This is a genomic window from Prevotella sp. SGI.167, assembly GCF_050313615.1.
GTDB lineage: Bacteria > Bacteroidota > Bacteroidia > Bacteroidales > Bacteroidaceae > Prevotella.
The window spans coordinates 1-22,962 of the sequence record NZ_JBNPLT010000035.1; the positions used below are offsets into that span (position 1 = coordinate 1).

The window sequence follows — 22,962 nt, forward strand, 5'->3', positions numbered from 1 at the left end:
TTTTTTGTATCTTTGCAGCATGATTTGGACGGATAGGATAAGACAGGTGAAGATTTATCTGGTGATAGCAGCGGTATTGATTGCTGTCGCCTCGCTCGTTGTATCCCATTTCCTAGTCCGTGACCTGGCTCTGGAGGAGCGAAACCGGATGGAGGTTTGGGCGGAAGCCATGCGCTCCCTCAATACGGCAGATGATAATACCGACTTGAATCTCGTCCTTAAAGTTATCAATGAGAACAATTCGATTCCTGTCATCGTTATGGATTCTCAAAATCGGGCACAGACCTTCCGTAATATCAAGGTCACAGGCAAGGATTATGAGGATAGTTTAAGAAATGCTGCCATACTGGGGAAATCACTCTTGTCAAAAGGGAAGAATATAAAGATAGAATTGGATGACTCTACTCATGACTATATTCAAGTATGCTACGATGAATCATTGATGATTCGTCGCCTTTCTGCTTATCCTTATATTCAGCTTGGAGTGGTGATGATATTTGTGGTCATCGCCATCTTTGCGTTGCTTACTTCCAAGAAAGCAGAACAGAATAAGGTATGGGTGGGATTATCGAAGGAAACGGCTCATCAGTTAGGTACGCCTATTTCCAGTCTGATGGCTTGGCTAGAAATCCTGAAGATGAATCATCCAGACGATAATCTGATACCCGAGATGGATAAGGATATCAGGAGACTCCAATTGATTGCTGATAGATTCTCAAAGATAGGTTCCCTTCCAGAACCGGTTCCGGCTAGTCTGAATGAGGTGATGGATCATGTCATCGATTATATGGACCGCCGTACTTCCAAGAAGGTGAAGATGGTGAAAATCTTTCCTGAACATGACATTATCGTCAAGATGAATGCTTCGCTCTTTGAATGGGTCATAGAGAACCTTTCCAAGAACGCAGTGGATGCCATGGGCGTTGATGGTGGTATGATTATCCTGAGAGTGGACGAGATGCTGGATAAAGCGATTATTGAAGTGGAAGATACAGGTAAGGGAATTCTGAAAAAAAATCTGAAGAATATATTTCGCCCGGGATTCACCACCAAGAAGCGAGGATGGGGCCTTGGACTTTCGCTTGCCAAGAGGATTGTAGAAGAATATCATCATGGAAAAATATGGGTGAAAAGTAGCGAGGTTGGTAAGGGAACTACCTTCAGAATAGAACTGAAGAAGGAATAATAGGGCGATATTTTACCTCAAAAAGGGTAATTATCGGACAATAATCGGTTAATAATGAGAGATTTTAGTGATTTTTACATAAAAAATTATTTTATCTCAAAAAATATTTGTAACTTTGCAGCCCGAAACCAATATGGTATATATTGAATTTATGTGTAATATAGAGTCTTATAAGATTGATTTGAAAGCTTTGCCCCAGGGAGTAACAAATCTGGAGTTCAAGCTAGACGATGAATACTTTCAGGCAATAGATGCTCCTGACATTCAGAGAGGCGAGCTGAAGAGTAGTCTGTCCATTAACAGGACGGACGATTTCTATGAGCTCAATTTTCATACAGAGGGAGTGGTACACATACCATGCGACATCTGTCTGGACGATATGGATCAAGATATTGAAACCGATGATAGACTCGTCGTTAAGTTCGGAGAAGAATACTCAGAAGAAGATGACCTCGTGATTGTGGCCGAGAACGAAGGAATACTCGATATCTCGTGGTTCATCTATGAATTTATAGACCTCAACATTCCCATCAAGCATGTGCATGCACCTGGAAAATGCAACCCTGCTATGATTGAAATGCTTCAACAGCATTCTGCCGCCCGAAGCGGTGAGGAAGAAGAGGAAACTGTAGATCCACGCTGGGCAGCTCTATTAAAATTAAAAAAGTAAAATTCAAAAATTAAAACATTTAAAAAATTATGGCACATCCTAAAAGAAGACAGTCAAAGACACGTACACTTAAGAGAAGAACTCATGATAAGGCAGTAGCTCCTACATTGGCAGTTTGCCCTAACTGTGGTGCATACTATGTATACCACACTGTTTGCCCTACTTGCGGTTACTATCGTGGTAAGGTTGCAATCGTTAAGGAAGCAGCTGAATAATGGGTAAAATCAATGCTGTAATCACTGGTGTTGGTGGATACGTTCCTGACTATATCCTCAATAACGAGGAGTTGTCACGCATGGTTGATACTACAGATGAGTGGATTACCACACGTGTAGGTATCAAGGAACGTCGCATTCTCACAGAAGAAGGTCTCGGAACCAGCTACTTGGCTCGTAAAGCTGCAAAGCAGTTGATTCAGAAGACTGGCGTAGATCCAGACACAATCGATGCACTGATTGTGACAACCACCACACCAGACTACAAGTTCCCTTCTACAGCATCTATCGTCCTCGGTAAGCTCGGACTGAAGAACGCTTTTGCATTCGACTTCTCTGCAGCTTGCTGTGGATTCTTGTACACCCTGGATGTTGCAGCTAGCATGATTCAGAGTGGTAGATACAAGAAAATCATCGTTATCGGTGCTGATAAGATGTCTTCACTTGTTGACTACACAGACCGCGCTACTTGCGTACTCTTCGGAGATGGTGCTGGTGCAGTTCTTGTAGAGGCAACAGAGGAAGAGAACATAGGTGTACAGAACTCATACCTTCGTACCGACGGACAAGGCTTGCCTTTCCTCCACATGAAGGCTGGTGGTTCTGTCTGCCCTCCTTCACACTTCACTGTAGATCATCGTTTGCATTATCTTTATCAGGAAGGTCGTACCGTGTTCCGTTACGCAGTAACCGACATGAGCAACGACGTGATGAAGATCATGGAGATGAACAATCTCAAGGCTGAAGATGTGAACTGGGTGATTCCACACGAGGCCAACCTCCGTATCATCGAGGCTGTGACCAAGCGTGCGGGAATTCCACTTGACAAGGTGGTAGTTAACATCGACCATTATGGAAATACCAGTGCGGCAACAATCCCATTGGCACTCTGGGATGCAGAGAGTCAGTTGAAGAAGGGCGACAACGTCATCTTCACAGCATTCGGTGCAGGATTCGTACACGGTGCATCATTCTATAAGTGGGCATACGATGGTGCTGCTTATGGCAAGTAAGACATATTAAAATAGGATAGAATAATTATCTATATAAGGAAACGCATCTTTCTTATTTCATCTCAACAAAAGTGAACTAAGCAAGGATGCGTTTCTTTAGCTTCATGCCAGGTTCTGGCAAACTCATTTAAACATTTCGTTTCAATCAATTTTTTTATCGTATGCATAAAGCAGGTTTCGTTAATATCGTGGGTAATCCTAATGTGGGTAAGAGTACGCTGATGAATCAGTTGGTGGGCGAGCGTATCAGCATCGCTACCTTCAAGGCGCAGACCACTCGTCATCGTATCATGGGTATCGTGAATACCGATGATATGCAAATCGTGTTTTCGGATACCCCTGGCGTCTTGAAGCCAAACTACAAGATGCAGGAGATGATGCTCGCCTTCTCGGAGAGTGCGCTGGCTGATGCCGATGTTTTGCTTTATGTTACTGATGTGATAGAGAATCCTGAGAAGAACATCGACTTCCTGGAAAAGGTCAAGAAGATGAAGATTCCGGTGCTCCTGCTCATCAACAAAATTGACCAGAGCGACCCAAAGAAACTGGGTGACATTGTAGAGAAGTGGCATTCGCTCTTGCCGAATGCTGAGATTCTTCCTATCTCTGCGAAAAACAAGTTTGGCGTGGATATGCTCTTGAAGCGCATCAAGGAGTTGTTACCTGAGTCACCTGCGTTCTTCGACAAGGACCAGTTGACCGATAAGCCAGCCCGCTTCTTCGTTTCGGAAATTATTCGAGAAAAGATACTTCTCTATTATGATAAGGAGATTCCTTATGCTGTAGAGGTTAGAGTGGAGCGGTTCAAGGAAGATGATACCCGTATCCACATCAATGCCGTCATCTACGTGGAGCGTGATTCCCAGAAGGGCATCATCATTGGTCACCAGGGTGTGGCGCTCAAGAAGGTGAATACTGAAAGCCGCAAGGCTTTGGAAAAATTCTTCGGCAAGAAGATTTTCCTGGAAACCTTTGTAAAGGTTGATAAAGACTGGCGCAGTTCGCAGCGAGAACTCGACGCCTTCGGATATAATCCGGAATAATAGATAGTGATTAGTGATTAATGATTAGCACAGTTCTAATAACTAATCACTAATATCGACTTCCCCTCCCTGAATGTAATCGAGGGAGTGACTCTCGCCAGAGGGGCGAGGGCCGGAGCAAGGTCAGCTTCGGCAAATTATTAACTTGGATGCAGAGACCACATCCTTGAATACCTCCTCAAAGGAAGGAGGCTGAATGACTTATTATGGCAAATTTAGTAGCAATCGTAGGTCGCCCTAACGTGGGTAAATCTACTTTATTCAATCGTTTGACTCAATCTCGCCGCGCTATCGTGAGCGATACGGCAGGTACTACACGCGACCGTCAGTATGGTAAGTGCAGCTGGAACGGCAGAGAATTCTCTGTGGTGGATACCGGTGGATGGGTCGTAAAATCAGATGACATTTTCGAGGATGCTATCCGCAAGCAGGTGTTGGTAGCTACCGAAGAGGCCGACCTGGTTCTCTTCCTGGTAGACGTGAACACCGGTTTGACCGACTGGGATGAGGACGTAGCCCTGATCTTGCGTCGTGCCAAACTGCCTGTAATCCTTGTGGCAAACAAGGTGGACAACAGTGCTGAATACTATCAGGCTGCCGAGTTCTATAAGTTGGGCTTGGGCGACCCTCAGTGTATCAGTGCCGCAACAGGTGGCGGTACGGGTGACTTGCTCGACATCATATTAGACAAGCTTCAGGATAATCCTGAGGAAGCTATCGAGGAAGACATTCCTCGTTTCGCTGTGGTAGGCCGTCCTAATGCCGGAAAGAGCAGTATTATCAATGCCTTCATCGGTGAAGATAGAAACATCGTTACCGAGATTGCAGGTACTACCCGTGACAGTATCTATACCCGTTACGACAAGTTCGGCTTCGATTTCTACCTGGTAGATACAGCTGGTATCCGCCGTAAGAACAAGGTGAGTGAGGACTTGGAGTTCTATTCTGTGATGCGTTCCATCCGTGCCATTGAGAACAGTGATGTCTGCATCCTTATGCTTGATGCAACCCGTGGTATCGAGACCCAGGATATGAATATCTTCCAGTTGATCCAGAAGAATAACAAGAGTCTGGTGGTAGTAGTGAACAAGTGGGACCTGGTAGAGGAGAAGAACCAGAAGGTGATTGATACCTTTGAGAATGCCATCCGCAATCGTATGGCTCCATTCGTGGATTTCCCTATCATCTTTGCTTCTGCATTGACCAAGCAGCGCATCTTCCGTGTATTGGAAACAGCCAAGGAGGTTTACCTGAACCGCAAGATTCATATCGGTACTTCCAAGCTTAATGAGGTGATGTTGCCTATCATCGAGGCTTATCCTCCTCAGAGCGTGAAGGGTAAGTACATCAAGATTAAGTACTGCACCCAGTTGCCTAACACCACGATTCCATCGTTCGTGTTCTATGCCAACTTGCCACAGTATGTAAAGGAAAACTATCGCCGCTTCCTGGAGAACAAGATTCGTGACAACTGGTCATTGCATGGTTGTCCAATCAATGTTTTCATTCGTCAGAAGTAGAATTGAAGTGAAGAATGAAGTGTGAAGAATCAAGATGAAGAAACTTTTGATTTTTATGATAATAAGTATGGGGTTAGGATTTTCTTCCTGCAAGGAGGAGCGTCCTGACCCTTCTTACTTTGCCGGCATCGCCGCAAAGGGGTATTATGACTTACTTTTAGAGGGTAAATATGAGGAGTATGTTGCAGGTTTCAATCAACCTTATCGTATTCCTAAAGCTTATCATGACCAGTTGTTACTGAATGCCCAAATGTATGTAGAGCAACAGCAGGATGAACACAAGGGCATGAGTAAGGTGGATATTCTGAGTGCCAAGGCTGATACCGCCCGTCATGTAGCCGATGTCTTTCTGCGGATATCTTACGGTGACAGTACCAAGGAACAGATTATTGTTCCGATGATTGAAGTAAAGGGCGAATGGAAAATGAGATAATTTGATTTTTAAATAAGCTCATAAAAAAAGAGGGTGTGTCATAAGTTTATGATTCACCCTCTTCTTGTTGTTGGAAAAGCTAGGATATATTGTTGGAAAAGCTAGGATATGTTGTTGAGATAGTCAGTATCTCCGGTCGCACAACAGCTGTTGTGCGCTTGCATAACAACTGATATGCGCATGCACACCAGCTGTTGTGCATGCGGTGGTCAACTGTTATGCGCCAACTATTATCCAGACTTATGCCACACCCCTTTTTTTATAAGGAATCTGCTTATTTGTTATTTTTCATTTCCACTTCCTTGACCTTGCGGAACAGATCAGAAGCAAAGACGAGATCATTTAGTTTTTCGTTGGTTGAGCTCATCACCTGGGTTTTGTTTCCTTGCCATTCTTTCTGACCTTGGTAGATGAAACAGATATTTTCACCAATGCCCATCACGGAATTCATGTCGTGTGTATTGATGATGGTAGTCATGTTAAACTCCTTGGTGATGCCAGAGAGTAACTCATCGATAACAAGCGAAGTCTTAGGGTCCAGACCAGAGTTCGGCTCATCACAGAAAAGATATTTAGGATTCATGACGATAGCACGTGCAATGGCCACACGTTTCTGCATACCGCCAGAAATTTCTCCAGGATATTTCTGTTGAGCTTCTATCAGGTTTACTCTGTCAAGACATTCCTGTGCTCGTTTAATGCGTTCTCTATAGGTCTTGTTTGAAAACATATCCAATGGAAACATCACGTTCTCTAATACGTTGAGCGAATCAAAGAGGGCTGCACTTTGGAAAATCATTCCCATCTCTCTGCGCATCAACACCTTTTCTTTCTTACTCATGTTTACAAAGTCGCGACCGTCGTAGAGCACCTGTCCGCTAGTAGGTTCCAGGAGTCCAACGAGGTTCTTCATCAATACAGTCTTTCCGGAACCGCTCTGACCGATGATCAGGTTGGTCTTACCCGTTTCAAACTGTACGCTGATATGATCGAGTACGGTCTTGTCGCCGAATGATTTCGTTAGATTTTTTACTTCTATCATGATTATGAAAGGATTTGAGTGAGAAATACGTCAGAGAACAGAATCAGTACGCTGGAACTGACAACGGCATCGGTTGAGGATTTACCTACTTCTACCGAACCACCCTCTACGGTGTATCCGAAGTAGGAGGAAACACTCGCTATAATGAATGCGAAGAAGAGACTCTTGATGATACTCATCCATACAAACCATTGGTTGAAGGAATGCTGGAGACCCAGCGTGAGGTCATCCGGTGGCAGGATATGCCCGATATACGCAGTTCCATACGCTCCGATGATACCCATTCCCGAGCTGAAGATAACCAGGAACGGCATGATGGTAACCAGACCGAGAATCTTTGGAAGAATCAGATAGCATGCCGAGTTGACACCCATGATGTCGAGTGCGTCAATCTGCTGGGTTACTCGCATGGTGCCCAACTCTGAAGCGATGTTGGACCCCACCTTTCCGGCGAGAATCAGACACATGATGCTGGAAGAGAACTCGAGGAGCATAATCTCGCGGGTGGTGTAGCCCGATACCCATCGGGGCATCCATGGACTCTGGATATTGAGCTTCATCTGGATACAGATTACCGCACCGATGAAGAACGAGATGAGGAGGACGATACCGATGGAATCGACACCCAGTTGCTGCATTTCCTTGATATACTGTTTGAGGAACATGCGCATTCGCTCAGGTCGAGAGAATGAGCGTCCCATCAGTATCAGATATTTACCGAAGGTGGTAAGCCATTTTTCTATTATCATGTCAATCAATTATGCTTTTGATGGCTCAATTATCCAAGAAATGAGCCGTTTCTTATTAAATTATGGTGCAAAATTAACCAAAATCCTCTAAAAAACTGCAATATTGTGAATAGTTTTTGAATTTATAACCGTTATTTCCATGTTTTTTAGTATTTTTGCAACCAAATTAGCTAATTATGGACGAAAATATGAATATAGATCAGCCTGCAAACCAAGAAGGTTTGGTGCTGAGAACCGAAGGCTTGGTGAAACGTTATGGCAAGCGAACAGTTGCCAATGGAGTTTCCATCAATGTAAAGCAAGGTGAAATTGTGGGTTTGCTGGGACCGAATGGTGCTGGTAAGACCACGTCTTTCTATATGACAACCGGACTGGTGGTACCTAATGAGGGACATGTATATTTGGGTGATCAGGAGATAACCAGTTATCCTGTTTATAAGAGAGCCCGTGCGGGTATCGGCTATCTGCCTCAGGAAGCCAGCGTATTCCGTAAGATGAGTGTTGAAGACAATATTATGTCTGTACTCGAGATGACCGGCAAGCCACGCGATTACCAGAAGGCTAAGTTGGAGAGTCTCATCAAGGATTTTGACTTGCAGAAGGTGCGTAAGAACTTGGGTGACCAACTCTCTGGAGGTGAGCGCCGTCGTGTAGAGATAGCCCGCTGTCTGGCAAACGATCCTAAGTTTATCATGCTCGATGAGCCGTTTGCCGGTGTCGACCCTATTCAGGTAGAAGAGATCCAGCATATTGTGTGGAAATTGAAGTATCGCAATATCGGTATTCTCATTACCGACCACAATGTGGATGAGACGCTTACCATTACCGATCGCGCCTATCTTCTCTTTGAAGGTCGCATCCTTTTTCAGGGTACTCCAGAGGAGTTGGCAGAGAATAAAACGGTGAAGGAGAAGTATCTTACCACCAGCTTTGTACTCCGCAAGAAGGACTTCCAACTGCTTGATGAGCAGAAAAAAGTGCGTGAAGAGAGTGAATAAGGTTAAAAAAACAAATTTTTTCTATTATATATTAGGTATATCCATTAAAAATGCGTAATTTTGCAAGCCGATTGTGTGGAGGACTCACCCCAACAACTGCTTGGAATGCCTAAACCAATTGAAAGAGAAATAATTAATAATAATAAAAATAAAAAATCAAGATGAAAGTTTCATTTGAAAATCCTGACAAGATTAATGGTCTTTTGACTCTCGTAGTAGAGGAAGAGGACTACAAGAATGAGGTTGAGAAGACCTTGAAAGACTACCGTAAAAAGGCTAATGTTCCAGGTTTCCGTCCTGGTCAGGCTCCTATGGGTATGATTAAGCGCCAGTTTGGTCCTTCTGTAAAGATGGAGGCTATCAACAAGATCGTAGGCCAGGAGATTTACAAGTACGTACAGGAAAACAAGATTCAGATGCTCGGTGAGCCTCTCCCATCAGAGAAGCAGGAGCCAGCTGACTTGGAGAATGGTACTACATTCACATTTATGTTTGATATCGCTGTTGCACCTGAGTTCAAGGTAACTCTCAACGGTCGCGACAAGGTAGATTACTATAACATCAAGGTTGACGATAAGATCCTCGACCAGCAGGTAGAGATGTACGCTCAGCGTGCAGGTAGCTACGAGAAGGGTGAGAAGTATGAGGAGAACGACCTGTTGAAGGGTGATATCCGTGAGCTCGATGAGAATGGTAACACCAAGGAAGGTGGTATCACAGTAGAGGGCGCTATCCTGATGCCTAGCTACATCAAGGTAGAGGAGCAGAAGAATCTCTTCAATGATGCTAAGCTTGGTGATGTAATCACATTCAACCCTAAGAAGGCTTACCCAGAGAACGATACTGAGGTTTCTTCACTCTTGAAGATTGAGCGTGAGGCTGTAGCTGACTTGGAGTCTGAGTTCAGCTTCCAGATCACAGAGATCCAGCGTTTCAAGAAGCACGAGGTTAACGAGGAGCTCTTCAAGCAGGTTCTCGGTGAGGATACTGACGTGAAGGACGAGGCTGCTTTCCGTGCTAAGATTGCTGAGGGCTTGCAGGAGCAGTTGGTTAACGACTCTGACTACAAGTTCATCCTTGACGTTCGTGAGCACTGCGAGAAGAAGATTGGTGAGTTGACATACCCAGACGCACTCTTGAAGCGTATCATGTTGGCTAACAACAAGGATAAGGGCGAGGAGTTTGTAGAGAAGAACTACGAGCAGAGCATCAAGGAGTTGACATGGCACCTCATCAAGGAGCAGCTCATCCAGGCTCAGGAGATTAAGGTGAACGACGAGGACATCAAGGAGACAGCTAAGGAAGCTGCTCGTGCTCAGTTCGCTCAGTATGGTATGACCAACATTCCTGAGGAGTATATCGAGAACTATGCAAACGAGATTCTCAAGAAGGGTGAGTCTGTTGATGCATTGGTAGACCGTTCTATCGATCGCAAGTTGGCTGAGGCTCTTAAGAAGGCTGTAAAACTCAACGAAAAAGAGATTTCTGTAGAGGATTTCAACAAGATGATGCAGGAATAACATTTTTTAGAAAAAAAACTTCAAATAATTACGAGGTTATCGACTTTTTTTATTATCTTTGTTCCACCGAACGGGATAATGAGGTCGATAACCTCGTTTTTTGTTCTTAATTTTGAAGAAAAAAAGTAATTAGATATGAACGATTTTAGAAAATATGCTACCAAGCATCTTGGTATGAACGGTATGGTGCTTGATGACGTAATGAATGCTCAGGCAAAGTATTTGAATCCTTACATCCTGGAGGAGCGCCAGTTGAACGTTACCCAGATGGATGTGTTCTCACGTTTGATGATGGACCGTATCATCTTCCTTGGTACTGAGATTGATGATTATACAGCCAATACGCTTCAGGCACAGTTGCTTTATCTGGACTCTGTAGATAGTACTCAGGATATTTCTATCTATCTCAACAGTCCTGGAGGTAGTGTCACTGCAGGTCTGGGTATTTATGATACCATGCAGTTTATCACCAGCGATGTAGCTACCATCTGTACCGGTATGGCTGCATCTATGGCTGCTGTGCTGTTGGTGTCTGGTCAGGAGGGAAAGCGTTCTGCCTTGCCTCATAGCCGTGTGATGATTCATCAGCCATTGGGTGGTGTTCAGGGTCAGGCATCTGATATCGAAATCGAGGCTCGCGAAATTCTGAAGATGAAGAAAGAACTCTATACCATTATTTCTGAGCACTCTCATACTCCATACGACAAGGTTTATGCTGACAGCGACCGTAACTACTGGATGACTGCCGAGGAGGCTAAGGAGTATGGTATGATTGATAACGTGTTGATACGTAAGTAATAAATAATATGCCAAAGAAGAAAGTTTGTAGCTTCTGTGGAAGAGGCGAAAATGAAGTAAAATTGCTCATCACGGGTGTAGATGGCTACATTTGTGAGAATTGTGCTCAGCAGGCTTATGAAATTGTTGAGTCTACTGGAGTCATGCACCAGCAGAATGCGGGTGAAAAGTTCGCATTGAAAAAGGTTCCAAAGCCAATGGAAATCAAGGAGTATCTGGATGAATACATCATTGGTCAGGATCAGGCTAAGCGCAGTATGGCTGTGGCTGTTTACAATCATTATAAGAGATTGCAGCAGCCTGTCAGCGATGATGGTGTTGAGATTGAAAAGAGCAATATTATTATGGTGGGAAGTACAGGTACTGGTAAAACCCTGTTGGCTCGTACCATAGCCAAGTTGCTGGATGTGCCTTTTACCATCGTTGATGCTACTGTTTTTACAGAGGCTGGTTATGTTGGTGAGGATGTGGAAAGTATCTTGTCCCGCTTGCTCCAGGTTTCTGATTATAATGTAGAGGCTGCCCAGAGAGGCATCGTCTTTATTGATGAGATTGATAAGATTGCCCGTAAGAGCGATAACCCTTCCATCACCCGTGATGTAAGTGGCGAGGGTGTGCAGCAGGGCCTTCTTAAACTTTTGGAAGGTACCATGGTTAATGTGCCGCCAAAGGGTGGAAGAAAGCATCCTGACCAGGATTATATCCATGTAGATACCAAGAACATCCTGTTTATCTGCGGTGGTGCCTTCGATGGTATCGAGCGCAAGATAGCACAGCGTCTCAATACCCATGTGGTGGGATATAATTCCGTACAGAATGTGGCTAAGATTGACAAGGCTGACTTGATGAAGTATATCTTGCCTCAAGACTTGAAGTCTTTTGGCTTGATACCGGAAATTATCGGTCGTCTGCCTGTACTTACCTATCTCAATCCTCTGGATAGAGAGGCTTTGCGTAAGATATTGGTTGAGCCGAAGAATTCCATTGTCAAGCAGTATATCAAACTCTTCGAGATGGATGGCATCAAGCTGTCTTTCACGGAAGAGACTTTTGACTACTTGGTTGATAAGGCCGTAGAATATAAATTGGGTGCCAGAGGACTTCGCTCCATCGTGGAGGCAGTGATGATGGACGCCATGTTTGAGATTCCTTCTAAGAAAGTGAAGTCTTTCGAGGTTACCTTGGAGTATGCCAAGGCTCAGCTCGACAAGGCTCATCTCGGACAGATGGAATCTGCATAAGTTGGTTGGGGGATTCTTCCCCCAGCTGATTTCTAATTACCATAAGACATAAAATGAGAAAATAATATTAGGTGGATATGACAGAACAGGTTAGTCTAACAGGACAGTTGAAGCACTACTTTGGTTTCGATTCGTTTAAAGGTGATCAGGAGGCAATCATCAGGAATCTGATGGAGGGCCATGACATTTTTGTATTGATGCCTACTGGTGGTGGCAAAAGCTTGTGTTACCAATTACCTTCCTTGATTATGGAAGGTACAGCTATCGTGATTTCTCCATTGATAGCCCTGATGAAGAATCAGGTGGATGTTATCAATGGCTTGAGCGAGAGTGATGGTGTGGCACATTATCTTAACTCTTCATTGAATAAGTCTGCAATAGAGAAGGTCAAGAGTGATATCTTGTCAGGTAAAACGAAATTGCTTTATGTGGCTCCGGAGTCCTTGACAAAGGAGGATAACGTGGAGTTCCTGAAGACCATCAAGATTTCTTTCTATGCTGTAGATGAGGCTCATTGTATTTCTGAGTGGGGACATGATTTCCGCCCAGAGTATCGTCGTATCCGTCCTATTGTTAACGAGATTGGGCAGGCTCCGGTCATTGCTCTTACTGCTACGGCTACCGACAAGGTGCGCACGGATATCAAGAAGAATCTGGGTATTCTGGATGCATTGGAGTATAAAAGCTCGTTCAACAGACCTAATCTGTATTATGAAGTGCGCCAGAAAACCAATGATGTTGACCGCCAGATCATCAAGTTTATCCGTCAGCATCCTGGTAAGAGCGGCATCATCTATTGTCTTTCCCGTAAGAAGGTTGAGGAGTTGGCAGAAGTTTTGAAGGCCAATGAAATCAAGGCTGCGCCTTATCATGCGGGCCTTGATTCTGCTACCCGTTCCCAGACTCAGGATGACTTCCTGATGGAGAAGATTGATGTCATCGTTGCCACCATTGCCTTCGGTATGGGTATTGACAAGCCGGATGTGCGTTTTGTCATCCACTATGATATTCCTAAGAGTCTCGAGGGATATTATCAGGAGACTGGACGTGCCGGACGTGATGGCGGTGAAGGCATCTGTATTGCTTTCTATTGTAGAAAGGACTTGAGAAAGCTGGAGAAGTTTATGGAGAATAAGCCGGTGGCAGAACAGGATATCGGTAGACAGCTGTTGCAGGAGACTGCTGCCTATGCCGAATCATCTGTTTGTCGCCGTAAGATGCTGCTCCATTATTTTGGTGAGGAATACGGTGAGGAAAATTGCCATAACTGCGACAACTGTCTCCATCCTACTGAAAAGGTGGAGGCTAAGGATAACCTGCTTGTTGTCCTGAAGGCTGTCAAGGCAGTGAAGGAGAATTTCCGACAGGAATATATTATTGATTTCGTGAAAGGTAGGGGTACTGACGATATCGTATCCCATAAGCATGACGAACTGGATGAGTTTGGTTCCGGCGAGGATATGGATGCCAAGTTGTGGAATCCGGTCATCCGCCAGGCTTTGATTGCAGGTTTTCTCAAGAAAGATGTCGAGAATTACGGACTTCTTAAATTGACAGCTGCCGGTAAGCGCTATATCAGCAATCCTCAGTCTTTCATGATCGTTGCCGACAAGGAGTTTAAGGATGATTATGTAGAGACCACTCATGAGGGTGGAACAGGTGCGCTTGATCCTGCATTGTACAACATGCTGAAGGATTTGCGCAAGACTGTTGCCAAGAAGCATCATCTGCCTCCATACGTCATCTTCCAGGATATTTCCCTGGAACAGATGGCTACCATGTATCCGGTAGATATTCAGGAATTGCAGAATATCCAGGGCGTGGGTGCCGGAAAGGCTAAGAGATACGGCAAGGAGTTCTATACCTTGATCAAGAAATATTGTGAGGAGCACGATATCGAACGGGCCGAGGAGCTGCGGGTGAGAACCGTTGCCAAGAAGTCCATGCTCAAGGTGTTTATCATCCAGTCCATTGACCGTCAGATAGCTCTTGACGACCTGGCTGAGGCTAAGGGTTTGGATTTCTCTGTACTCTTGGATGAGATAGAGGCTATCGTGTATAGCGGAACCAAGTTGAATATCGATTATTTCATAGAAGAAGTGATAGATGACGATCATGTAGACGACATTTACGACTACTTCATGGAGAGTGAAACAGACGACTTGGACACAGCTCAGGACGAGTTGGGTGAAGATTACACAGAAGATGAAATTCGACTCGTTAGAATCAAGTTTTTGTCCGAACAAGCCAATTAAACACGTTAAATAGCATTAATAAGGTAAGATTTTCGTAAAAAGCGATGTCTATCTGAGAAATTATTGCTAAATTTGCACGCAATAAATTTTTAAAGGTTACAATATGTCATCATTTGTTGCAGATAAAATTGTAATGGACGGTCTCACTTACGACGACGTCCTTCTTATCCCTGCTTATTCAGAGGTACTGCCTAAAGAGGTAGAGTTGAAAACCAAGTTCTCTCGTAATATCGAGTTGAACATTCCATTCGTTACCGCAGCGATGGATACCGTTACCGAGGCTTCTATGGCGATTGCCATCGCTCGTGAAGGAGGTATTGGTGTTATTCACAAGAACATGACCATTGAGGAGCAAGCTCGTCAGGTCGCTATTGTGAAGCGTGCTGAGAATGGTATGATTTATGACCCTGTCACCATCCGTCGTGGCAGTACAGTGAAGGATGCTCTTGATATGATGCACGATTATCATATCGGTGGTATTCCTGTGGTAGATGATGAAAATCATCTCGTGGGTATCGTGACCAACCGTGACCTTCGTTTCGAGCGTCACATGGACAAGAAGATTGATGAGGTAATGACCAGCGAGAACCTGGTTACTACTCATATCCAGACCGACTTGATCGCTGCTGCTGCTATCCTGCAGGAGAACAAGATCGAGAAGCTTCCTGTAGTTGACAATGAGAATCACCTGGTAGGTTTGATTACTTACAAGGACATCACCAAGGCTAAGGATAAACCAATGGCTTGCAAGGATGCCAAGGGTCGTCTTCGCGTGGCTGCCGGTGTAGGTGTTACCGTTGATACTTTGGATCGTGCAAAGGCTTTGGTTGAGGCTGGTGCTGATGCCATCGTCATTGATACTGCTCATGGTCATTCTAAGGGTGTGGTAGAAAAGCTTCATCAGGTGAAGGCTGCCTTCCCTAACGTAGACGTAGTGGTAGGTAATGTGGCTACTGGTGCTGCTGCCAAGTATTTGGTAGAGAATGGCGCTGATGGTGTCAAGGTTGGTATCGGTCCAGGTTCTATCTGTACTACTCGTGTCGTAGCCGGTGTGGGTGTTCCTCAGTTGAGCGCTGTCTATGATGTATATTCTGCTTTGCAGGGTACTGGTGTGCCTTTGATTGCTGATGGTGGTCTCCGCTATTCTGGTGATGTCGTGAAGGCTTTGGCTGCTGGTGGTAGCTGCGTGATGATCGGTTCTTTGGTTGCTGGTACTGAGGAGAGTCCTGGTGATACCATCATCTTCAACGGTCGTAAGTTCAAGAGCTATCGTGGTATGGGTTCTTTGGAGGCTATGGAGCAGAAAAACGGTTCTAAGGACCGTTACTTCCAGGGTGATACCAAGGATGCCAAGAAGTTGGTACCAGAGGGTATTGCTGGTCGTGTTCCTTACAAGGGAACCGTTCAGGAGGTTATCTATCAGCTGATGGGTGGCTTGCGTTCTGGTATGGGATACTGTGGTGCAGCTAATATCGAGAAGTTGCACGGTGCTAAGTTCACCCGCATTACCAATGCTGGTGTGTTGGAGAGTCACCCACATGATATTACTATCACCAGTGAGGCTCCAAACTATAGCCGTCCGGTATAAATTAATGTAAAATATTAATATGAAATTTTATGCGCTTTCTCTAGCTATGCTCCTTCAGGGGAGCATAGCTTTTGCTCAAAACGATCCTACTGTCATGACCATCAATGGTCAGCCCGTCAGCCGCTCTGAATTTGAGTATTCTTATAATAAGAACAATTCCGAAGGTGTCATTGACAAGAAATCTGTCAATGAGTATGTCGACTTGTTCGTCAATTATAAGTTAAAGGTGCAGGCTGCCCTGGATGCTCGTCTGGATACCTTGTCTTCTTTCAAGGCTGAGTTCCTGCAGTATCGTGACCAGCAGATTCGTCCTTTCGTCATTTCTGATAAGGACGTAGAAGCGGAAGCGCATAGGATTTATAATGATACGAAGCAGAGAGTGCTTGCTGCCGGCGGGATGGTAAGACTTGCCCATATCCTGATAAGACTGGGTCAGAAAGCTTCCGCTGCCGAACAGGACAAGGCTAAATATAGAGCCGATTCTTTGTATCAGGTGTTGAGAAAAGGGGGTAACTTTGCTGAATTGGCAAGGAAATATTCAGATGATAAAGGCTCTGCCGTCAAAGGCGGAGATATTTCATGGATTACCAGAGGACAGACGGTAAAGGCTTTCGAGGATGCCTGCTTCTCCATGAAGGTGGGAGAGATGTCCAAGCCGGTCTTGTCTGAATTTGGATATCATATCATCAAGTTGATGGGTAAGCAGGATTTCTTCCCATACGACTCGGTGAGGAATGATATCTGTCACTTCATTGATGCACGTGGCATCAGGGAGCATATCATTGATGTGAAGTTGGATTCCATCAGTAAGTCGTCAGCTCAGTTGAAGGATAAGGAAGCTGTGCTTGATGATATGACTGCGAAAATGACCGCAAAAGATGACCAGTTGAAGTATCTGGTTCAGGAATATCACGATGGACTGTTGCTGTATGAAATCAGCAACCGTCTGGTTTGGGAGAAGGCTGCCAGGGATGAAGAGGCTCTGGCTGCTTATTTCGCCAAGCACAAGAAGAATTATGCATGGGATGAACCTCGGTTCAAGGGCATTGCTTACCATGTGAAGAATCAGGCGGATGTGAAGGCGGTGAAGAAGGCGCTCAAGGGGAAGCCTTTTGATGAATGGGCTGAGGTGCTGAGAAGTTCCTTCAATGCCGATTCCGTTATTCGCATTCGTGTTGAAAAGGGTATCTTCAAGATGGGGGATAACGCTTTGGTTGACAACAAGGTGTTCCGCAGGGACGTAAAGGTTGAACCTCTCAAGGAGTATCCGATAGATGCAACTTATGGAAAGGTCTTGAAAAAGGGACCTAAGGAGTATACGGATGTCAAGGCGCTGGTGATTGCCGACTATCAGGATGTGCTCGAAAAGGAATGGGTTGCTGAATTGAGAAAGAAATATAAGGTTGTAGTCAATCAGGAAGTATTGGCTACGGTGAATAAACATTAATATATATTGAAACATAGATGAAATTGGGATATAAGACAAGTTGGGCTCTCGTGGCTCTCTTGATGATTGTTGGAATCAGTGCCAATGCTACGAGAAGTGGCAAGAGTGCTTGGGCAAAGACTGCCGATTCTGACTCGGTGGCAGAGAAGACTGCTGCTGTTTCACAGCCTGTCAATGAGGGTAGCGTCGTAGATGAGGTTATCTGGGTTGTGGGAGATGAGGCTATTTTGAAGTCTGATGTTGAGGTAACTCGTTTGCAGGCTGAGGCTGAGGGTATCAGATATTCCGGCGATCCAGACTGTTCTATTCCTGAGCAGATTGCTGTTCAGAAGCTCTTCCTCCATCAGGCTGCCATTGATAGTATCGAGGTCTCTGAATCTGAAGTGATGCAGGGTATTGATGCGCAGATCAATGCCTGGGTTTCCATGATTGGCTCCCGCGAGAAGTTGGAGGAATATCGTAAGCAGACCATCACCCAGATGCGTGAGCAGATGCATGATGACTTCAAGAACCAGCAGCTCATCCAGAAGATGAAGCAGGAACTGGTCAAGAATATCAAGGTCTCGCCTGCTCAGGTACGCAAGTATTTCAACAACTTGCCTGCCGACAGTATTCCTTTCGTACCGACAGAGGTGGAAGTGGAAATCCTGACCATGCAGCCTCGTATTCCGATGGAGGAAATCAACCGTGTGAAGAACCAGCTGCGAGAATTCACTGACCGTGTGAACAAGGGCGAGACTACTTTCGCTACTTTGGCACGTATGTATTCTGAAGACCCTGGTTCTGCTCGTATGGGTGGTGAGATGGACTATGTAGGAAGAGGTATGTTGGATCCTGCCTTTGCTAATGTTGCATTCAACCTGACCGACCCAAAGAAGATTTCCAAGATTGTGGAGTCTGAGTTCGGCTTCCATATCATCCAGTTGATTGACAAGCGTGGTGATAAGCTGAAGTGCCGCCACATTCTGTTGAAGCCACGGGTTTCTCAGGAAGCTATCGATAAGTCTATCGGCCGTCTGGATTCCATTGCCAATGATATCCGTGCCGATAAGTTTACCTTCGAGGCTGCTGTTGGTGCTCTTTCTGACGATAAGGATACCCGCAACAACAAGGGTATGATGGTGAATGTGGTCGATGGTGATGTACGTACTTCTAAGTTCAAGATGAAGGACCTGCCTACTGAGGTGGCACGTATGGTGGATACCATGAAGGTGGGACAGATTTCAGCACCGTTTACCATGGTCAATACCAAGGGAAAAACTACCTGCGCCTTGGTGAAGCTGGTTAGTAGAGTAGAGGGTCACCGCGCTACCATTACCGAAGATTTCCAGGTGATGCAGGATGTGGTGCTGGCCAAGGAACGCCAGAAAACCATTCACGACTGGGTAGTGGATAAAATCAAGAAGACATACGTTCGAATGAACGATCGATACAAGGATTGTAAGTTTGAATATCAAGGTTGGATTAAATGATAAACAAGCATTCTGATAATATTAAGAACGGGCATAGAATCTCTATTATATTGATTCTATGCCTATTTGGGTTTTGTTTGGTACAGGCCATGCAAGCCCCTAAAAAGCGTAGTAAGAAGCGTCCTGACGGAGACCGCGTCTATTTGTTGCATGCTGATGAACTCCGTTATGATATGTTTGGTAGCAATCCTGATGCACAGATTGTGAAGGGCAAGGTGTCCTTCGCCCATCAGGGGGGCCACCTTACCTGTGATAGTGCCTATTTCTATCAGGCTTCCAATTCCGTCAAGGCCTTCGGGCATGTCCATTACCGTCAGGGTGATACCTTGTCGCTCACTTGTGAAAGGGCTGATTATGACGGACAGATGCAGATGATGCATGCCCGAAAGAACGTGGTCCTGCATCACCGCCGACAGACTTTGCGTACTGACAGTCTGGATTTCGACCGTTTGTATAATATGGCAAACTTCTTTGATGGTGGTACGCTCATCGACGGCAAGGACCGTCTGGTTTCCGACTGGGGTGAGTATCATACCCGGACCCGTGAGGCTAAGTTCGTCTACAATGTCAAGTTGCGTAGTGGCAAGGATGTGGTTACTACCGATACCTTGTATTATGATGTGCCAACGTCTACAGCCCACATGGTGGGGCCATCCAAGATAGTTTCCGGTAGTGGCGGTATCGTCCATACCGAGGATGGCTATTATGATACCAGGACAGATAAGGCAAAGCTCTTTGGCCGTTCTACCATCATCGACAAGGAGAAGAGTATCACCGGCGACAGTCTCTATTACAAGAAGGATGGCGAGAGTACCGGATATGGCAATGTCGTTTTTGTGGATAAGAAGAACAAAAATTCGCTTACCTGCAATTATCTGCGATATAATCAGAAGACCGGTACCGGATTTGCTACCCGCAATCCTGTTGCCATGGATTTCTCCAAGAAGGATACCTTGTGGATGCATTCAGATACCATGCGCATCTATACCTTCCATATCAATACCGACTCCGTTTACCGTAAGGTGCATGCCTATCCTAAGGTAAGGGCTTACCGTGCAGATGTGCAGGCAGTATGCGATTCGCTGGTCTTCAACTCCAAGGATTCCTGCATGACGATGTATAAGGATCCTATCACCTGGAACGGCAACCGTCAGCTGCTGGGTGAGGAAATCAGGGTATACATGAATGATTCTACCATTCGCATGGCACATGTCATCGGACAGGCTCTTTCCATCGAACAGATGCCGGATTCCGTCCATTACAATCAGATCACTTCCAAGGAGATGAAGTCATTCTTCGAAGCGGGAGAGGTCAAGATGACTGAGGCTATAGCCAATGTGCAGACCATTTATTATATGACCAATGACAGGGACAGCTCTCTGGTGGGCTTGAACTATCTGGAGACGGATACCATGAGAATGTATATGGGTGCCCAGCGGAAGCTGGACAAGATATGGACCAATAAGTTCACCAGCACCCTGTATCCTATCACGCAGATACCGCCGGCACAGTATAAGTTGCCTAACTTTGCCTGGTTCGAGGATATCCGTCCAAAGGACAAGAATGATATCTTTGTATGGAAAGGCAAGGGCAAGGGCTCGGAACTCAAGGCTATCAAGCGTCATGAGGCGCCGCTGCAGACCTTGAAGAAGTCTGATGCCGTAACGCAGCAACCTAAGGAACCGGCTGGTGGCGACAAGGAAAAACCTAAAGAGAAATAAAGAAAGGAATATATTTAAAGAGTATATATATTAAGGTGTAATCATGAGTGATGTAATTCAACTTTTACCCGATTCGGTAGCCAATCAGATTGCGGCAGGTGAGGTGATACAGCGCCCTGCCTCTGTTATCAAGGAGTTGGTTGAGAATGCCGTTGATGCCGGAGCGATGAACATTCAAGTCGTGGTGGTGGATGCTGGACGTACCTCTATTCAGGTGATAGATGATGGTAAGGGAATGTCGGAGACGGATGCCCGCTTGGCTTTCGAGCGCCATTCTACTTCCAAGATTCGCAAGGCTGATGATTTGTTCAATCTTCATACGATGGGTTTCCGTGGTGAGGCTTTGGCTTCCATCGCTGCCGTAGCTCAGGTAGAACTCAAGTCCCGTCAGGCTTCTGATGAAATAGGAACCCTGATTCGGATTTCCGGCTCACGTTTCGAGAAGCAGGAGCCATGCTCCTGTCCGGTGGGAAGTATCTTCGCCATCAATAATATATTCTATAATGTACCCGCACGAAGGAAGTTCCTGAAGTCGAATTCTACCGAGCTGAATAATATCCTTACTGCTTTCGAGCGTATCGCCTTGGTGAATCCGCAGATCAACTTCTCGCTGCGCAGCAATGAGACCGAGGTTTTCAATCTCCGTGCTGCCAATCTGCGCCAGCGCATCCTGGATGTCTTCGGCAAGCGATTCAATCATGAGTTGCTGCCGGTGAATGTCGAGACTACCATGTGCAAGATTTCCGGTTTCGTCGGTAAACCGGAGGCTGCCCGCAAGAAGGGTGTTCACCAGTTCTTCTTCGTCAATGGCAGATATATGAAGCATCCTTACTTCAATAAGGCGGTGATGTCTGCCTTCGACCGTTTGATTCCGCAGGGAGAACAGGTTCCTTATTTCCTCTACTTCGAAGTAGACCCTAAGGATATTGATGTCAACATCCATCCTACGAAGACCGAAATCAAGTTTGAGAACGAACAGGCCATCTGGCAGATCATCCTTGCCTCGGTCAAGGAGTCGATAGGTATGTTCAACGAGGTTCCTACCATCGATTTTGATACGGAGGACAAACCGGATATTCCGGTATATAATCCCGAAAAGGCGCCAACGGCTGCCGCTCCGAAGATTAGTCTGAATCCTGGTTACAATCCTTTTAAGACCAACTCTTCTTCCAGCCATTCATCATCAGCTGGCGACAGCTTCACTTCTGCCATCTCTTCGTCGGCAGTATCATCGGCTTCCTCTTACGGAACAATCCCTTCAAAGATCAAGCCTCAGGTAGATGAGAACTGGGAACAGCTCTATGAGGGGCTGAAAGACGAGTCGGAAGTTGAGGAGCATACGATGGAACTCTTTGATGAGCCGTTGGAGGAATGCACTTCTTCCAATATCCTTGCCGAGAAGTCGCCGGCTCATTATCAGTATAAGGGCAAGTATATCATGACAGCCGTCAAGTCGGGACTGATGATCATCGATCAGCATCGGGCTCATGTCCGCATTCTCTACGAGCGCTATCTGCAGCAGCTCAAGGACCGCACTTTCCATTCCCAGAAGGTACTCTTCCCGGAGGTCGTACAGTTTCCGGTTTCCGAAAAGGTCATCTTCGAGAAGATTCTGCCGGAGATGCAGGGCATGGGATTTGAACTGGATGATCTGGGCGGTGGCAGTTACGCTGTGAACTGTGTACCGGCAGGTCTGGAAGGATTGAATCCCGTCCGCTTGGTACAGGACATGGTGACGAGTGCCATCGAAAAGGGAGTAGGAGCGATGGATGAAATCAACCGTACTCTGGCTTTGTCCCTTTCCCGTCAGGCTGCCATCCCATACGGTCAGGTGTTGAGCAATGTGGAAATGGAAAACCTGGTGAATGGTCTGTTCGCCTGCGAGAATGTCAACTACACCCCCGATGGCAAGTCGGTGCTGTGCATCCTTCAGCAGGATGAGATAGAACATCTCTTGGGGTAATTGACTGGACTATCGCATGTGGGGAAGTTAAAGGAAGTTAGGGAAGTTAAGGAGTTAAGACGTCTGTCTTGCAGCTAAAAAACTACGC

The 22,962-nt window shown here is 45.6% G+C and carries 19 protein-coding genes; 17 read left to right on the top strand and 2 right to left on the bottom strand.

Features of this window, described 5'->3' with window-relative positions; all coding sequences use genetic code 11:
- Nucleotides 1–19 precede the first annotated feature (19 nt).
- The 7 genes from ACQRBJ_RS13540 to ACQRBJ_RS13570 all read left to right on the top strand — a co-directional run bounded on the left by ACQRBJ_RS13540 (nt 20) and on the right by ACQRBJ_RS13570 (nt 6,080).
- Complete coding sequence (locus ACQRBJ_RS13540; RefSeq protein ID WP_294971565.1) at nt 20–1,186, top strand: sensor histidine kinase; 1,167 nt, start codon at nt 20–22, stop codon at nt 1,184–1,186.
- 151 nt (nt 1,187–1,337) lie between these two features.
- Complete coding sequence (locus tag ACQRBJ_RS13545; protein WP_218417416.1) at nt 1,338–1,856, top strand: YceD family protein; 519 nt, start codon at nt 1,338–1,340, stop codon at nt 1,854–1,856.
- A 29-nt stretch (nt 1,857–1,885) separates the two neighbouring features.
- On the top strand, nt 1,886–2,071 hold the full coding sequence (gene rpmF / locus ACQRBJ_RS13550; protein WP_006848356.1) for a 50S ribosomal protein L32: 186 nt from the start codon (nt 1,886–1,888) through the stop codon (nt 2,069–2,071).
- A complete protein-coding gene (locus ACQRBJ_RS13555) occupies nt 2,071–3,084 on the top strand; it encodes a beta-ketoacyl-ACP synthase III (protein ID WP_295346822.1) in 1,014 nt (337 codons plus the stop codon). The genes rpmF and ACQRBJ_RS13555 overlap by 1 nt, the downstream gene beginning before the upstream one ends.
- A gap of 161 nt (nt 3,085–3,245) precedes the next feature.
- A complete protein-coding gene (gene era / locus ACQRBJ_RS13560; RefSeq protein ID WP_153123606.1) occupies nt 3,246–4,127 on the top strand; it encodes a GTPase Era in 882 nt (293 codons plus the stop codon).
- A 206-nt stretch (nt 4,128–4,333) separates the two neighbouring features.
- Nucleotides 4,334–5,647, top strand: a complete 1,314-nt coding sequence (der, locus tag ACQRBJ_RS13565) for a ribosome biogenesis GTPase Der (RefSeq protein ID WP_295346823.1) — start codon at nt 4,334–4,336, stop codon at nt 5,645–5,647.
- Between the two features lie 67 nt (nt 5,648–5,714).
- Nucleotides 5,715–6,080 (top strand): hypothetical protein, encoded by a 366-nt coding sequence (locus ACQRBJ_RS13570; protein WP_445303914.1) that lies wholly within the window; start codon nt 5,715–5,717, stop codon nt 6,078–6,080.
- 274 nt (nt 6,081–6,354) lie between these two features.
- Here the strand turns inward: ACQRBJ_RS13570 and ACQRBJ_RS13575 are convergent, their stop codons facing one another.
- Both ACQRBJ_RS13575 and ACQRBJ_RS13580 read right to left on the bottom strand, forming a co-directional pair.
- Nucleotides 6,355–7,122, bottom strand: coding sequence for an ATP-binding cassette domain-containing protein (locus ACQRBJ_RS13575; protein ID WP_295346824.1), 768 nt, complete (start codon nt 7,120–7,122; stop codon nt 6,355–6,357).
- 2 nt (nt 7,123–7,124) lie between these two features.
- Nucleotides 7,125–7,871: an MlaE family ABC transporter permease gene (locus tag ACQRBJ_RS13580; RefSeq protein ID WP_153123598.1), complete on the bottom strand. Its 747-nt coding sequence runs from the start codon at nt 7,869–7,871 to the stop codon at nt 7,125–7,127.
- Between the two features lie 176 nt (nt 7,872–8,047).
- On the opposite strand from ACQRBJ_RS13580, the gene lptB reads away from it, so the two are divergent.
- From lptB to mutL, 10 genes are all read left to right on the top strand, one after another.
- Nucleotides 8,048–8,869 carry an LPS export ABC transporter ATP-binding protein gene (lptB, locus tag ACQRBJ_RS13585; protein WP_153123596.1) on the top strand — a complete coding sequence of 274 codons (822 nt, stop codon included), beginning with the start codon at nt 8,048–8,050 and terminating at the stop codon, nt 8,867–8,869.
- A 161-nt stretch (nt 8,870–9,030) separates the two neighbouring features.
- Nucleotides 9,031–10,389, top strand: a complete 1,359-nt coding sequence (gene tig / locus ACQRBJ_RS13590) for a trigger factor (protein ID WP_295346825.1) — start codon at nt 9,031–9,033, stop codon at nt 10,387–10,389.
- A gap of 135 nt (nt 10,390–10,524) precedes the next feature.
- The gene (gene clpP, locus ACQRBJ_RS13595; RefSeq protein ID WP_153123592.1) at nt 10,525–11,187 is read left to right on the top strand and encodes an ATP-dependent Clp endopeptidase proteolytic subunit ClpP; all 663 of its coding nucleotides are present in this window, start codon (nt 10,525–10,527) and stop codon (nt 11,185–11,187) included.
- Nucleotides 11,188–11,195: 8 nt separating this feature from the next.
- Nucleotides 11,196–12,428, top strand: a complete 1,233-nt coding sequence (gene clpX / locus ACQRBJ_RS13600) for an ATP-dependent Clp protease ATP-binding subunit ClpX (RefSeq protein WP_294971384.1) — start codon at nt 11,196–11,198, stop codon at nt 12,426–12,428.
- Nucleotides 12,429–12,505: 77 nt separating this feature from the next.
- A complete protein-coding gene (gene recQ, locus ACQRBJ_RS13605) occupies nt 12,506–14,683 on the top strand; it encodes a DNA helicase RecQ (protein WP_153123588.1) in 2,178 nt (725 codons plus the stop codon).
- Nucleotides 14,684–14,786: 103 nt separating this feature from the next.
- On the top strand, nt 14,787–16,271 hold the full coding sequence (guaB, locus tag ACQRBJ_RS13610) for an IMP dehydrogenase (RefSeq protein ID WP_217761741.1): 1,485 nt from the start codon (nt 14,787–14,789) through the stop codon (nt 16,269–16,271).
- A 19-nt stretch (nt 16,272–16,290) separates the two neighbouring features.
- The gene (locus ACQRBJ_RS13615) at nt 16,291–17,718 is read left to right on the top strand and encodes a peptidylprolyl isomerase (RefSeq protein WP_445303915.1); all 1,428 of its coding nucleotides are present in this window, start codon (nt 16,291–16,293) and stop codon (nt 17,716–17,718) included.
- Between the two features lie 17 nt (nt 17,719–17,735).
- The gene (locus tag ACQRBJ_RS13620) at nt 17,736–19,190 is read left to right on the top strand and encodes a peptidylprolyl isomerase (RefSeq protein WP_153123582.1); all 1,455 of its coding nucleotides are present in this window, start codon (nt 17,736–17,738) and stop codon (nt 19,188–19,190) included.
- Nucleotides 19,187–20,911, top strand: coding sequence for an OstA-like protein (locus ACQRBJ_RS13625; RefSeq protein WP_294971374.1), 1,725 nt, complete (start codon nt 19,187–19,189; stop codon nt 20,909–20,911). The genes ACQRBJ_RS13620 and ACQRBJ_RS13625 overlap by 4 nt, the downstream gene beginning before the upstream one ends.
- A gap of 43 nt (nt 20,912–20,954) precedes the next feature.
- Nucleotides 20,955–22,874, top strand: a complete 1,920-nt coding sequence (gene mutL / locus ACQRBJ_RS13630; RefSeq protein ID WP_445303916.1) for a DNA mismatch repair endonuclease MutL — start codon at nt 20,955–20,957, stop codon at nt 22,872–22,874.
- The last annotated feature ends 88 nt before the right edge of the window (nt 22,875–22,962 follow it).

Excerpts from the sequence above, each read along its gene's own strand:
- ACQRBJ_RS13540 (WP_294971565.1), top strand. The coding sequence starts at position 20 with ATGATTTGGACGGATAGGATAAGACAGGTGAAGATTTATCTGGTGATA.
- ACQRBJ_RS13545 (WP_218417416.1), top strand. The coding sequence starts at position 1,338 with ATGTGTAATATAGAGTCTTATAAGATTGATTTGAAAGCTTTGCCCCAG.
- rpmF (WP_006848356.1), top strand. The coding sequence starts at position 1,886 with ATGGCACATCCTAAAAGAAGACAGTCAAAGACACGTACACTTAAGAGA.
- ACQRBJ_RS13555 (WP_295346822.1), top strand. The coding sequence starts at position 2,071 with ATGGGTAAAATCAATGCTGTAATCACTGGTGTTGGTGGATACGTTCCT.
- era (WP_153123606.1), top strand. The coding sequence starts at position 3,246 with ATGCATAAAGCAGGTTTCGTTAATATCGTGGGTAATCCTAATGTGGGT.
- der (WP_295346823.1), top strand. The coding sequence starts at position 4,334 with ATGGCAAATTTAGTAGCAATCGTAGGTCGCCCTAACGTGGGTAAATCT.
- ACQRBJ_RS13570 (WP_445303914.1), top strand. The coding sequence starts at position 5,715 with ATGGGGTTAGGATTTTCTTCCTGCAAGGAGGAGCGTCCTGACCCTTCT.
- ACQRBJ_RS13575 (WP_295346824.1), bottom strand. The coding sequence starts at position 7,122 with ATGATAGAAGTAAAAAATCTAACGAAATCATTCGGCGACAAGACCGTA.
- ACQRBJ_RS13580 (WP_153123598.1), bottom strand. The coding sequence starts at position 7,871 with ATGATAATAGAAAAATGGCTTACCACCTTCGGTAAATATCTGATACTG.
- lptB (WP_153123596.1), top strand. The coding sequence starts at position 8,048 with ATGGACGAAAATATGAATATAGATCAGCCTGCAAACCAAGAAGGTTTG.
- tig (WP_295346825.1), top strand. The coding sequence starts at position 9,031 with ATGAAAGTTTCATTTGAAAATCCTGACAAGATTAATGGTCTTTTGACT.
- clpP (WP_153123592.1), top strand. The coding sequence starts at position 10,525 with ATGAACGATTTTAGAAAATATGCTACCAAGCATCTTGGTATGAACGGT.
- clpX (WP_294971384.1), top strand. The coding sequence starts at position 11,196 with ATGCCAAAGAAGAAAGTTTGTAGCTTCTGTGGAAGAGGCGAAAATGAA.
- recQ (WP_153123588.1), top strand. The coding sequence starts at position 12,506 with ATGACAGAACAGGTTAGTCTAACAGGACAGTTGAAGCACTACTTTGGT.
- guaB (WP_217761741.1), top strand. The coding sequence starts at position 14,787 with ATGTCATCATTTGTTGCAGATAAAATTGTAATGGACGGTCTCACTTAC.
- ACQRBJ_RS13615 (WP_445303915.1), top strand. The coding sequence starts at position 16,291 with ATGAAATTTTATGCGCTTTCTCTAGCTATGCTCCTTCAGGGGAGCATA.
- ACQRBJ_RS13620 (WP_153123582.1), top strand. The coding sequence starts at position 17,736 with ATGAAATTGGGATATAAGACAAGTTGGGCTCTCGTGGCTCTCTTGATG.
- ACQRBJ_RS13625 (WP_294971374.1), top strand. The coding sequence starts at position 19,187 with ATGATAAACAAGCATTCTGATAATATTAAGAACGGGCATAGAATCTCT.
- mutL (WP_445303916.1), top strand. The coding sequence starts at position 20,955 with ATGAGTGATGTAATTCAACTTTTACCCGATTCGGTAGCCAATCAGATT.